The sequence below is a fragment of the Bacillus sp. ISL-75 genome (assembly GCF_018613095.1).
Map to the genome: position 1 here is coordinate 54,716 of NZ_JAGGQX010000022.1, position 13,678 is coordinate 68,393.

Annotated in this window: 7 protein-coding genes and 1 other annotated feature; of the genes, 5 read left to right on the forward strand and 2 right to left on the reverse strand. The window is 39.1% G+C overall.

Annotated elements, in window-relative coordinates; genetic code table 11:
* Window positions 1–6: 6 nt before the first annotated feature.
* Both J7E63_RS10410 and J7E63_RS10415 read left to right on the forward strand, forming a co-directional pair.
* Window positions 7–1,428 carry an NAD-dependent succinate-semialdehyde dehydrogenase gene (locus J7E63_RS10410; RefSeq protein ID WP_215011752.1) on the forward strand — a complete coding sequence of 474 codons (1,422 nt, stop codon included), beginning with the start codon at window positions 7–9 and terminating at the stop codon, window positions 1,426–1,428.
* 253 nt (window positions 1,429–1,681) lie between these two features.
* Complete coding sequence (locus J7E63_RS10415) at window positions 1,682–2,806, forward strand: HAD family hydrolase (RefSeq protein WP_215011696.1); 1,125 nt, start codon at window positions 1,682–1,684, stop codon at window positions 2,804–2,806.
* Between the two features lie 45 nt (window positions 2,807–2,851).
* Here the strand turns inward: J7E63_RS10415 and serA are convergent, their stop codons facing one another.
* Window positions 2,852–4,495, reverse strand: a complete 1,644-nt coding sequence (gene serA, locus J7E63_RS10420) for a phosphoglycerate dehydrogenase (protein WP_215011698.1) — start codon at window positions 4,493–4,495, stop codon at window positions 2,852–2,854.
* A gap of 63 nt (window positions 4,496–4,558) precedes the next feature.
* Window positions 4,559–4,771: a binding site (T-box leader), on the reverse strand.
* Between the two features lie 285 nt (window positions 4,772–5,056).
* Between serA and J7E63_RS10425 the strand changes: the two genes are divergently transcribed.
* Window positions 5,057–6,352, forward strand: coding sequence for a homoserine dehydrogenase (locus J7E63_RS10425; protein WP_215011700.1), 1,296 nt, complete (start codon window positions 5,057–5,059; stop codon window positions 6,350–6,352).
* Between the two features lie 98 nt (window positions 6,353–6,450).
* Window positions 6,451–7,368 (forward strand): homoserine kinase, encoded by a 918-nt coding sequence (gene thrB / locus J7E63_RS10430; protein ID WP_215011702.1) that lies wholly within the window; start codon window positions 6,451–6,453, stop codon window positions 7,366–7,368.
* On the opposite strand, the gene J7E63_RS10435 is transcribed toward thrB, so the two are convergent.
* Window positions 7,361–9,910 (reverse strand): bifunctional diguanylate cyclase/phosphodiesterase, encoded by a 2,550-nt coding sequence (locus J7E63_RS10435; protein WP_215011704.1) that lies wholly within the window; start codon window positions 9,908–9,910, stop codon window positions 7,361–7,363. The two genes, thrB and J7E63_RS10435, sit on opposite strands and share 8 nt — an antisense overlap.
* A 420-nt stretch (window positions 9,911–10,330) precedes the next feature.
* On the opposite strand from J7E63_RS10435, the gene J7E63_RS10440 reads away from it, so the two are divergent.
* On the forward strand, window positions 10,331–13,579 hold the full coding sequence (locus J7E63_RS10440) for a winged helix-turn-helix domain-containing protein (protein ID WP_215011706.1): 3,249 nt from the start codon (window positions 10,331–10,333) through the stop codon (window positions 13,577–13,579).
* Window positions 13,580–13,678 lie beyond the last annotated feature (99 nt).

Consider the following 13,678-nt stretch of genomic DNA (forward strand, 5'->3'; position numbering starts at 1 on the left):
TATCCCATGTATCTTAACGGAGAATGGGTTGGAAGTGATTATGAGGTTATAACAGAAATAATCAATCCTGCAACAAAGGAAGTAATTGGTGCCGTGCCAACAGGCGGCGCATATGAAGCAGAAAAGGCTGTCAATGCAGCCCATAAAGCCTTCAAAATCTGGTCGAAGAAAACTTCGGAAGAGCGTTACAAGCTGCTGATGAAATGGTTCAATTTAATTGAAGAAAACAAGCATGATATTGCACGGATTATGACAATGGAACAGGGGAAACCGCTAAAAGAAGCACTTGGAGAGGTTCAGTATGCCAATGGCTTCATCTCTTGGTATGCCGAAGAGGGGAAACGGGTATATGGTGAAACGATACCTGCATCACATCCAAATAAAAGAATACTAGTTAGAAAAGAACCGGTAGGTGTGATAGCGGCGATTACCCCGTGGAACTTCCCGGCGGCAATGATTACGAGAAAAGTAGCGCCGGCACTTGCAGCAGGCTGTACAGCCGTTGTAAAACCGGCAAATCAAACACCGCTCACAGCATTAAAAATGGCGGAGCTAGCTCATGAAGCTGGAATTCCTGCAGGTGTGTTAAACGTGATTACAGGAAGGTCGTCAGAAATAGGCGAAGCGTGGCTGAAGGACCCACGGGTGACAAAAATTACCTTTACAGGCTCAACAGAAGTTGGAAAAACGTTGATGCGCGGTGCCGCAGAAACTGTCAAAAAGGTATCGCTCGAACTAGGCGGAAATGCTCCATTTATTGTGATGGATGATGCAAATTTAGCGAAAGCCGCTGAAGGACTTGTGCAATCAAAATTTCGTAATGCAGGTCAAACTTGTATTTGTACAAACCGAGTATTTGTTCAAGAAGGAATAGCAGACAAATTTATTAACCTTTTTCAAACAGAATTAGAAAAGCTTAAAGTCGGCAACGGACTGGAAGAGGGAACAGATATCGGCCCACTAATCGATCAAGCCGCTTATAAAAAGGTAGAAGGACTGGTCAAGGATGCAGTTGAAAAGGGTGGAAGAGTCACTTTTAGCGGGCTCAAGCCTGCGGAAGACAACGGCTATTTCTATGCTCCAACAATCTTGACCAATATGAATGACGAAATGGAATGCATGAAGGATGAGATCTTTGGCCCACTCGCTCCGATTTCCACCTTTAAAACGGAAGAGGAAGTTATTGAACGTGCAAACAATTCTTGTTACGGATTAGCTGCCTATGTGTATACAGAAAATTTAAGCCGTTCCTTTAGAATTACAGAACAACTGGAATACGGAATCATTGGCCTGAATGATGCCCTTCCTTCAGTCGTTCAAGCCCCATTTGGGGGATTTAAAGAGAGCGGTCTTGGACGAGAAGGTGGACATTACGGCATCGAAGAGTTTTTAGAAGTAAAATATATATCGATAGGTTTGGATTTATAGCAGTCATTTTTTCTTCGCGAGAAACCACGACTAAAAGCTACAATCATGCAAGGGGAGTATGCGCTCGGCTTGGCCGTTTGAAGAAAGTTTAATTAAAGGGTAAATCTATTTAAATAGGAACAAGCCGTAGAGTTTGAGAACCTCATATACGGCTTGTTCTTTTTATTTTAATTTAAACAATTTACTTCAAATTGATTGTCCTACTGTGTTACGATAGCGTATAAAAGCAAACTGGGAAATGAGGGTGGGATAAGTGATTAAAACAATTTTGTTTGACGTAGATGGGGTACTTTTAAGCGAGGAGCATTATTTTGATGCTTCCGCCTTAACCGTTTGGGAGATGTTGATTAGCTGTAATTACTTGGGACTTGAACCAGAGCAATTTATAACGGATTATAGTGAAGATCAAATCAAGGAAATAAGAGAGTTAGTATTTGAAAACGATAAAGTTCTCAAGTTTATGAAATCACGCGGCTTAAACGCCAACTGGGACATGATCTATCTATCATTCTGCCACCAACTTATCCACCTGTTGTCACAAATTAAGGATACTGAATTTGAGAAAATTACTAAATGGTGTCAGGCACCAATAACTAGAGAAGCATTATTGGAGATTGGCCGGGTGTTGAGTAATTATCGTGTAAAGTTGAATTTCAGTTTGTTTGTGGAAGAGTTTTCACGCTCAGAAGCAACGAAGCAGGAATTGTTTAGTTATTTGAATGAGTTGGCGAAGGAGAAGCTTGGGTTCGAAACTTCTATTTTTAAAAAGGGAGAACTTTGGTCCGTTTGTGAGCATGTATCCCAAGAATGGTATGTGGGGGATGAACATGTTCTTGCCTCTACGGGAAGACCCTCGGTTCAAAAGGGGAAAAAGGGCTTTCTGGCAAATGAAACCACATTAGCCCCGAGGCAGGAAATTGATGAGTTATTTCAATTCTTAAATTCATCAGGTTTCACGATTGGAATCGGGACAGGCAGGCCAGAATTAGAAACAATTCAGCCGTTCCAGCATTTAGATTGGTTAAAGCATTTTGATGTGAATCGGATCGTCACGGCTGATGAAGTGCTAAAGGCGGAAAAAGAGCTGCCCGAAAGGAAGTCGCTATCGAAGCCGCATCCATTTACATATATCATGGGACTTCTCGGAAAAAAAGCATCAGTTCAGGAATGTTTAAATACGCGTTTGCCGCTTGAAAATGCAGAGACCGTTCTAGTGGTTGGCGACTCATTGGCGGATTTGTTAGCGGCTAGACAACTGGGCTGCCCGTTTGCCGCGGTGTTAACTGGTCTGTCAGGAAAAGATGCGAGAAGTGATTTTGAAAAGCATGAAGCAGAATATATTCTTGATACGGTGCTCGATTTGAAAGGGATATTATAGGTGCAAAAAAGAGGGATTGCTTGATCGCAATCCCTCTTCCCCTGCCTAGATACTTTCTACTTTTTCTATTTCCATACGTCCCGGTTCAAAAGAATCCACATTTGATAACTCCAAGACTTGTGCTTCCTCTAGTCCATCAATTAATTTTAAGGCGTGAATGACATTAGCATTTAATGTCTTATCCAGGGTTAAAACCATGATAGCTTCGCCGCCGACCTCTGTTCGGCCAACCTGCATTGTTCCAATATTGATTTGGTGATCACCCAATAGTGAACCGACCTTACCAACCATCCCTGGTACGTCACGATGCTTAATATATAACAGGTATTTTTCTGGTTTGACATCAATCCGGTATTGATTGATTTTTAGAATTCTAGCTCCGTAGCCGTTTAAGACCGTAGCACCAATTTTGGCCGTCTCAAAATTATTGGTAACACTCAGTTCCATGTAATTTGCAAAGCCTTTATTCGAAGCATTTTTTACAACATTATAGGAAACTCCTTGTTCCTTCAACAGGTGAAGAGCATTAATTAAATTGACCGAATCGCTTAAATGATAAGATAGGACACCTTTAAGCATCGTACGAGTTAACAATTCTGTATCTTCACCGATTAATTCGCCATAATAATTAATTTCAATTTTAGTAGGTGCCTGTTTGTTTAATAATTGAATGACAAGCTGCCCCATTTGATCACCAAGCAGTAAGTATGGCTGCAGTTTCGCCTGTGTTTCCCCTGACATTTGCGGCATATTAACCGCGTTTTGAATGGATTGAGATTCGAAAATCTCAATGATTTCTGCACTTACCTCTTCGGCCACCTTTTCTTGAGCTTCTACGGTGGAAGCTCCAAGATGCGGTGTTACAATGATATTCGGATTTTGCAGTAATTCTGGGTCGGCAACAGGCTCTTTTTCAAAAACATCGAGGGCTGCTCCAGCCACATGTCCTGCCTGAATGGCTCTAACTAGTGCCTTTTCGTCGATAACACCGCCGCGGGCACAATTGACAAAACGGACCCCTTTTTTGGTTTTTTGCAAATAGTCATCATTAATAAGTCCTCTTGTGTCATTGGTAAGGGGCGTATGAATCGTAATAAAATCTGATTCTTGAGCAATTAAATCGAGACTGGCTTTCGTCATGCCCAGTTTCTTTGCGCGCTCTTCAGTTAGATAGGGATCAAACCCTAAAATGTTCATTCCAAAGCTTTTTGCTCGTTTCGCCACTTCAGTTCCAATTTTACCCATACCAATTACGCCAAGTGTTTTCTTATATAATTCCACCCCTTTAAAGGAGTTACGGTCCCATTCGCCAGAGGTTGTTTTCTGATGGGCTTGGGGAATTTTTCTTGCTAATGATAACATCATTGCCAAGGTATGCTCCGTAGCTGCAATTGTATTAGCACCAGGTGCATTGATGACTATAATCCCTTTTCTGGTTGCCGCATTCACATCTATGTTATCGACACCTACACCTGCTCTAGCGATCACACGGAGACGGCCAGCTGCTTTGAGCAGTTCTTCACTTACTTTCGTTTGGCTCCGGACAATAAGAGCATCGTATTCGCCAATGATGGTTTTTAACTCGTCTGTCGGAAGTGTTGGCTGTCGGTCTACCGTAAAATTAGGATGATCTATTAAGCTTTTCAACCCCGTATTGCTAATTCCATCGGTAACAAGGACTTTAAACATTTTTGAATCCTCCTTTAATTTCTAATAAAAAACGTCCCTCATAACAGACAGAATTGTCTTGTTATGAGGGACGTGAATAAACGCGTGGTGCCACCCTCTTTTGCTGCAAAATAAAAGCAGCCTCAACAAGTTAACGGTTTCAACCGGGCACCGCCTACTAAAACTTTCGGCGGCCAGTTCAGAAGGGCTGGGCATCTTAAGAAAACTGCACTGGTTCGCAGCAAGCACCAGCTCTCTGAAGCATTTTCTTAATACCGTCTTCGTCATTACTTTTCATTTATGGAAGATATCTAAAAGATTGAAATTTCAAAAAAATAATTGAATATAGTGATTATTCTACAACTATACCTTCAATATTGTAAAGGGATAAAAAAGAAAAAATATTTCAAATTTTGCTAAAAATTTTGTACAATAATAGTAATCCCTTTATAATGCGGTATTAAACGGTTACACTAAAATTCTAGAAACAAATCTATTGTAAAAAAATAAAGAGAATCATATAATGTCTACAACAGAGAAACAAATGTATGTCATGAGTGGACAGAAAGTGGAGGGTAAAACATGAAAGCAATCTCGATTGGGTTATTGGGTTTAGGCACTGTAGGTTGTGGGGTAGTAAAAATTATTGAAAAAAATCAAGATAAATTAATCCACCAGGTGGGCTGCCCGGTTGTAATAAAAAAGATACTTGTCCAAGATCTACATAAAATTAGACCAGTTGAAATAGATGCTAAGGTTTTAACCTCAAACACGGATGAAATCCTTTTCGATGAGGAAATTGATGTTGTAATCGAGGTAATGGGCGGAGTACAAGATACAAAAGATTATTTAATCACTGCCCTTCGTCAAGGTAAGCATGTAGTTACTGCGAATAAGGATCTAATGGCCTTGCATGGTTCGGAACTGTTAACCGTAGCTTCTGAACACGGCTGTGATTTGTTTTATGAAGCAAGTGTTGCCGGAGGGATCCCAATTCTGCGAGGATTAGTCGATGGACTTGCCTCTGACCGAATTAAGCAGCTGATGGGAATTGTAAATGGAACAACCAATTATATACTAACCAAAATGAGCGACGAAGGCCGTTCCTATGAAGAGGTCCTTAAGGAAGCACAGAACCTTGGGTTTGCCGAGGCAGATCCTACCTCGGATGTAGAAGGACTAGATGCCGCCCGTAAAATGACAATCTTAGCGACATTAGGCTTTTCGATGCATATTGATTTGGAAGATGTACAGGTGTCCGGTATTTCGAAGGTAACCGATGAAGATTTGCGCTATGGAAAACAATTAGGATATACGATGAAACTAATTGGCTATGCCCATCGTGAAGGGGAAAAAGTCGAGGTAAGTGTGGCCCCTACGTTCTTATCAAATAATCATCCACTTGCTTCTGTACAAAATGAATATAATGCCGTTTACGTTTATGGTGAATCAGTTGGTGAAACTATGTTTTATGGACCAGGTGCTGGAAGCTTGCCAACTGCAACTGCAATCGTTTCGGACTTAGTCGCGGTAATCAAAAATCTAAGGCTTGGGGTAAATGGACGAAGTGCTGTGACACCTCAATATCCAAAGCAATTAAAAGATAATGGGGAGAAATACTCTAAATATTTCTTAAGGATTCATGTGCAAGATGAGGTTGGTGTTTTCGCTGATATCACCACCATCTTTGCAAAATATGGAGTCAGCTTTGAAAAGATCTTACAGCTGCCTGTTAAGAAAAATGAAACATCAGAAATTGTTTTAGTAACACATCGAGCATCATTAACTAATTACGATCAAATTTTACAAGAATTAAATGATCTCAAGGCAGTTAAGGAAATAAAAAGTGCGTATCGGGTAGTGAGGAAATCGTTATAAGCTGGCCAGGATTATTAGAAGAATATATACGAGTAAGCCAATCCCATTACCAAATGATGAAAAGGCAGTGACTGAACATATTCGAGGAGTTGTCTATAGTGACATTAAATGATCGTTTTACCATCAAAGTACCTGCAAGTACAGCAAATCTAGGCCCAGGCTTTGATTCAATGGGACTAGCTGTTGATTTGTATTTGACGTTAGAGGTGGAGGAGAGCCAAAAGTGGGATATTCGGTCTGCTTGTGATGAATTGAAATCCCTCCCAACTGATGAGACCCATTTTATCTGTCAGATTGCTATTAAAACGGCATCTAACTATGGCATCGAATTACATCCTTGCAAAATAAAAGTCGAAAGTGATATTCCGCTAGCACGTGGGCTTGGTTCAAGTGCTGCAGCGATAGTTGCGGGGATTGAACTAGCGGATACGGTAGGAAGGCTAGGTCTAACACAGCAAGAAAAGCTGCTAATCGCAACAGAGATTGAGGGTCATCCAGATAATGTGGGTGCTTCTCTTTTCGGTGGACTGGTCATCGGCTCATATAAACAAAACGAAGTAGATATATTAAGCTTTTCTAATATTACTTTTGAGATGGTAGCAGTTATTCCAGATGAGATCCTCTTAACAAAAGACTCACGCGGGGTGCTTCCAGCAGCTTTTTCCCGTGAAGAAGCCATTCAAGCTTCTTCTACTGCTAATCTTTTGGTAGCGGCCCTATTAACTCAAAACTGGGAGATGGCAGGGAAAATGATGGAGCAGGACCTTTTTCACCAACCTTACCGAAAACCATTGATTAACTTCTATCAAGAAATAGTAGATATCGCTAAATCCAATGGTGCATTCGGAGTGGCACTAAGCGGTGCAGGACCAACTGTTCTTTGTTTTACGGAGAAGGGAAAAGGAAACCAGCTCGCACAAGGAATCCAAAGTGCATTTTCAACTATGTCAGCGAAGATAATAAATATAGATTATAGAGGAAGCAGGGTTAATATGGTGGAGAGATTTATTAAATAATCTCTCCACTTTTATTTTGATCCTTTCGAAGGTATTGCTCAAACTCCTCTGTGTTTAACGGTTTGCTGAATAAATATCCCTGCATTTGAATGCAATTTTTCGATAGTAAAAAATCTCTTTGATACTCTTTTTCGACGCCCTCTGCGATTACATTGAGATGGAGACTTCGAGCAAGGTTAATAATCGCCTCTGGGATCTCTGAATTTGCATAATCTTCATGGATATCTTGAATGAATGATTTATCAATTTTCAAGGTATCGATTGGTAAATTTCTCAAATAGCTTAAGGAAGAATATCCTGTTCCAAAATCATCAATCGAAATAGCAATGCCCATGCTTTTAAGCAATTTAAGTGATTGAATAATTTCCATTGAATTATTCAAGAGAATGCTTTCGGTAATTTCTATTTCAAAATTATTAGAACCCAATTGACTTTCCTTCAGAATCTCTGTGACATGTTTTACCATGCTAAAAGGTTCATGAAATTGATGGGCCGAGAAATTAACTGAAACTGAGATCGGGTTAGGACGGTTACGATTCCATTTGCTCACCTGATGACAAGCTTCCTTCATAACAAATTCCCATAAAGGATGGATTAAGCCAATATCTTCAGCAATCGGAATAAACAGTTCGGGTGAGACAAATCCGAGTTCATCATCATTCCATCTTAATAGTGCCTCAGCTCCATAAATTTTCCCGGAATCAACAGTAACCTTCGGTTGATAATAAACTTCTACCTTGCCATTTTCAATCGCCTTCCGTAACCTAGCTTCAAGTTTTGGTCTTTCAATGTTCGACTCTATTAATTTCTCGGTATAAACGATGACTTTGTTACCACCTTGCTTTTTCGCAGAGTACATTGCAACGTCAGCATAAACAACGAGCGCTTCCATATTTTTTGTATGCTCTGGAAATATGCTAATACCGCAGCTTGCACTGAGATAAATTTCGTTGCCATCTAATAGATAGGTTTTTTTAAGAGTATTGACAACTTTTTCTGCTGTAGCTATTGTTGCTGAGAGATCAAGATTCATTAGCAAAATAATAAATTCATCACCGCCTTGTCTAGTAATGATACTATTGTCACTAGGCAAACAAGCAGTAATCCGCTCGGCAACGATTTTCAGTATTTCATCCCCTTTGTTATGTCCAAAGGAGTCATTCACCTGTTTAAAACGATCCATATCAATGAATAAAACCGAAACCGTTTCACCGGTTTCTTTTGCGAGTTCGATGGTAGGTTTTAATTTTTCTGAAAAATATCTTCTGTTTGACAAACCAGTTAATGGATCATGATATGCCTGGTATTCAATTAATTCTTTGCTCTTATTCAAATCATTCACATAGTTCTGCAAATCATTAGATAAGGCATTCACATTTTCCGTAAGCAGGCCTAATTCATCTTTTCGTTTTAAGTGTAATTTATTATTAAAGTTACCTTGTGCAATTTCATTCACTTGCTCAACGATATAACCGATTGGCTGTGTAATCGAACGGGAAAAAATCAAACTGATAATAAATACGATAATCATAATAAAGAAGGAAAATAAAATATGAACAAAAAGTTCATGAGTGAGTTCTTTCTCAATGAGCCCATAATTATAAACAAGGCCGATGACGAATGGTTCAGAGGGTGTGGAGAAAACCGGCACAAAGGTTTTCATAATATCTTTACCCTTAAGATCATCCCTGTAGGATTGCACTTGTTTTGAATTTATCGCCTGTTTAATAAATTTTGCATCAACTTGATAGTTTTTATATCTATATGATCCGTACCATACTGGTTTGGCAGAAATACGAATATAACTATTACCGTTTAAAGTGACAACTTCTTTCTTTTTACCGAAGTTCTTTGGATTTAACACTGTTAGTTCTAAGATACCTCGTTCTTTTGTAAAACCTTTTATTACTTCCCCAGGTCCAAATCGTCGTTCATACTCTAATACTTCATTGTCACGAAAATAAGGATTGATAATATAGTTGGTCGTGCCATCAAAATAATAGCCCCATTTATCCGTATGCTTGGGATTGGAAGAAGCAATCTCAATCGGCCCAGACCAAAAGTAAGGCAAGGTTAAACCTTTTCCAACAGAAACAGGCGTTAATGCAAACAATTGGTGAAATGCATCATACCAATATCCCCATCCCTTGGTAGACATATTAATTTCCTTATGGTCTGATGACCGAACACCAATAATATCATCTGCAGTTTTCGCTAACAGGGTTATATGCGATACCCTTACTTCTTGGGCAAGTTTCTTTAGTTGCTCATTTGTAATATCTTGATAGTTAGGTGGCAGTGCATGTTTTATCGCTAACGATGCTGTCCTTAATTCTCTGGCATGAATATCTTCAACATACAATGTGCCTTCTCTTATATTCTCAACTTGGAATGACACTTCTTGAGTGATCATTTCAATTTCTCTTTCATTAGTTTCGAGCAGCTGGTTTTTTGAACGTATATAATGAAAGGCATTATTGGTTAATAAAATCAAAAAAACCAACAAACAAAAAATCAATGGCATCTTTTTTTTGATGGACAATGACGCAACACTCCAATTAAACTGTGACCCACCCATTTTTATAGGGGAGGAGTCACAGCTGTTTTGTTATAACTTCACTACCAAACAGGATTTTAACCTTTCAAACCTTCCAACCATTCTTTATAACATTCATCACAAAGTGATTCATTTCTTTCCTGGTTTGAGGATACAAATGAGACATAGTGCAACTGTCTTTCTTCAATCTCAGTGGTACAATAAAAACATTTTTCAAGCATAGAAACCCTCCTTAGTTCTTATTTCTATAGTTTTTTCCATTATTTATTTTTAATTACATAGAAAAAATCCCCACTTATGTTTAAATTAACAATTGATTGTGTTTTCCTTCCTACTCGTACACTTATTACTCCCAATATGGTAAAATAGTGTAAATATTGTGAAAATGGAAAGGGGGCCGATCATTTGAATCTGCCGATCATTCAAACAAAGCTGCGCATTCCAGTTGTAAAAGATGACTTTATCAGAAGGGCTAAGCTCACTCAGAAAATGAAGAAAATCCCTGAATACCCTTTGACCCTTATTCATTCTGGGGCTGGTTTTGGGAAAAGTACGGCACTTGCTTTATTTATGAGGGATGAAAAAATTCCAGGCTGCTGGTACTCCATTTCATCGATCGATGATGATATCCTTCCTTTTCTCACCTATATCATCCATTCCATTCGCGGAATTACTCCTGACTTTGGAACCGAACTAGTTACATACATCGAATCAATGGATCGTTATATTCGCGATGAGGAATTAGGGGTTTTGTGTTCCCTGTTTATTAATGAAATCTTATTGATAAATGAAGAGATTACTTTAATCCTCGATGACTTCCATCAAATTGAACATTCCTATGCCATCAATAGCTGGATTGAAAAATTACTTGAACACATCCCTGCCAATTTTCATTTAGTTATTTCAAGCCGGAGCTGTCCAGGATGGAAGCATTTGACGAAAATGAAGGTCTGTGGGCAATTATTAGAGATTACAAGAGATGACCTAGTCCTTACGATTGAAGAGATGGACCTGTTATTAACAGATCTTTACGGATTAGAAGTTGAATCCCAACACCTCCAAACCATCTACCAAATGACAGAAGGCTGGGTTATAGCTTTGTGCATGATTGCCACTCAGATTCCACTAAAGAATAATATATCTGAGCTTTTTGAACACTCTTCGCATTCCCTTCAAGACTTTTTTCAGTATTTAGTAATGGAAGTCTTTTCAAAGCAGCCCCTAATAATCCAGCAGTTTCTAGAACAAACTTCAATCTTTGAAGAGATGGAGGAAGAAATATGTGATGAGGTAATTGGGATTCATGGAGCCTCCAGTATGCTTGAACAGCTAAAAGATCGAAATTTATTTATCCAAAAGATTGGATTAACCCACTACCGTTATCATGCCTTATTTAAAGAGTTTCTCGAAAATGTTTTTCAAAAAAATAACCCGGGAAACTATGCTAGCCTCCACGAAAAATGTGCTCGTTATTATGAGAAAAGGAAACTGTGGGAGGCAGCACTCCATCATTATAAAAAAATCAATCACTATCAAGCGATTGCCTCCATCTTACAATTGAATGGCTTAACGATGCTTGAAAGCGGAAAATTGGAAAGCTTATATGATCAGTTAACGATGATTCCTGATTCAGATATGGATGTTTATTACCATCTTTGGTATTTAAAAGCGGAAGTCCATCGCTATCGTTCCCACTATACAGAGGCCGAGGATTGTTATAATCGGACCTATTCTATGGCAGAAAAAAGTCAAGATTATCTTGGGATGAGTAAAGCATTAGAAGGGAAAGCCAAAATTTATCTAGATACAATTCAGCCGCAGCATGCTGAGAGGTATTTATATGAGGCAATAACCTATCGAGAAAAAACCAATGGTTCAGTTGAGGAAAAGGGTAAACTTTATCAATTGCTATCGGAGAATCTGCTAAACTCGGGTAAATCATCAGAGGCAGAAAAATGGATCAAAAAGACACAGGAATCGAAGTCTTCAAGTCCGGACGGAAATTTACAAGCAAGATTGTATTTAAGAACCGGGCGTTTTGATGAGGCGAAGAAATTGCTTTATCTGTTTCAAGAGGAAAAGAACGGGGCTAAGGTTACGTCCCTGCCGCAAGCACACCGTGAAACCAATTTATTACTATCATTAATTGAAGCGTTTACGGGCGAGGGATTAAAGGCAAAAGAACTTGCACAAGCGGGAATTCAGCAAGGAATAAGCCTAAAGGCCCCATTTGTTGAGGCTTGTGGCTGGATTCGCATGGGTCATTCCGTACAGATCCTAAATAAATATGAATTAAACTTAGCTGAAAACTGCTACCAGACTGCGTTAGAAATTATGGATCAATTGAATGTCGACAGAGGGAAAGCGGAACCACTAATGGGTCTCTGTATTTTATATGGAACGAGTGGAGAACTCCAACGGGCCTTAGATGCAGGCGAAAAAGCTCTTCAAGAGACAGAGAAAGTCCATGATGTCTGGCTTTCTGCTTTAATTACTCTTTGCATGGGGATCGCCTGTATTTATAATCAACGGCTGCCTAAGGCCCATATGTTTTTAGAAAAAGCCAATTCTTTATTCGAACAATGTGAAGACTCATTTGGGCTAATGTTAAGCAATTTCTGGTTTTCCTATATTTTTTATTTACAGAAAAAAACAGATTTATTTAAGAAAACGATGACTGAATTCTTACGTTCCGTCCAAGTTCATGATTTTGAATTCTTTTTTCAGAAGAGATCTGTATTTAGTCCAAAGGATTTGCAAGTGGTTGTACCTTTGTTAATTGAATGCAGGAAAGAGGAAATTCAAAAACCATATGTCGAGAAAATCCTTCGGGAAATGGGAGTGGCCATGTTTGATGCACATCCTGGTTACACAATTCGGGTTCAAACTCTTGGTCAGTTCAAACTTTGGCTCGGTGAGAAGGAAGTTAGGGAGAAGGATTGGCAAAGAGAAAAAGCCAAGGAGTTGTTTCAGTTATTAATTACAGTAAGTGAATCGATTGCCAAGGATGAAATCATTCAGATCCTTTGGCCCTATCAAGATAAAAAGAGTGCGGACCGTGATTTTAAAGTGGCCTTAAATAGTCTGCAAAATGTGCTGGAACCATTACGGAAGGCGAGAGCTGCACCATTTTTTATCATAAGGGAAGGCTTGTTCTATGGGCTAAATCCGAATGCCGTGATGGAATTAGATACGACCCAATTTCAAACATGGATTCTAGAAGGATTACAAGAATCTGATCCTGATAAAGTCATTAACTTTTTAGAAAAGGGCTTGCAACTTTATCAAGGAGAATACTTACCTGATCGCCGTTATGATGATTGGTGTATTAACAAAAGAGAGAGCATGCTCGTTTATTTTTTACGAGGGGCCGAGAAAATGGCCCAGTTAATGGTCCGCAAGGAAAATTTCGAGACGGCAATCTTCTGGTGTGAAAAAATCCTTGAACGCGACCGAACATGGGAAGAAGCGTATCGTTTGCTCATGTATTGTTATTACCGGAAAAATAACCGTCCTCAAGCGATGAAATGGTATAAAAAATGTACAGAAGTATTAGAGGAAGAACTAGGAGTAACTCCGTTAGAACCGACCAAGCATATGTATCAGACGATCATTGAATCAGAAAAAGTCATCCATCCAATGAAGCAGCCTTAATAAGAGGCTGCTTCTATTTTTGTAACTAGTTTGTAACCTCCATCTCCTATCATAAAATCAAAGCTATGCCATTTTGATATTAAACATTTTAAGGGGGAA

Bases quoted from the DNA above. Each gene is read 5' to 3' on its own strand.
- J7E63_RS10410 (WP_215011752.1), top strand. From the start codon at position 7: ATGTATCTTAACGGAGAATGGGTTGGAAGTGATTATGAGGTTATAACA.
- serA (WP_215011698.1), bottom strand. From the start codon at position 4,495: ATGTTTAAAGTCCTTGTTACCGATGGAATTAGCAATACGGGGTTGAAA.
- J7E63_RS10425 (WP_215011700.1), top strand. From the start codon at position 5,057: ATGAAAGCAATCTCGATTGGGTTATTGGGTTTAGGCACTGTAGGTTGT.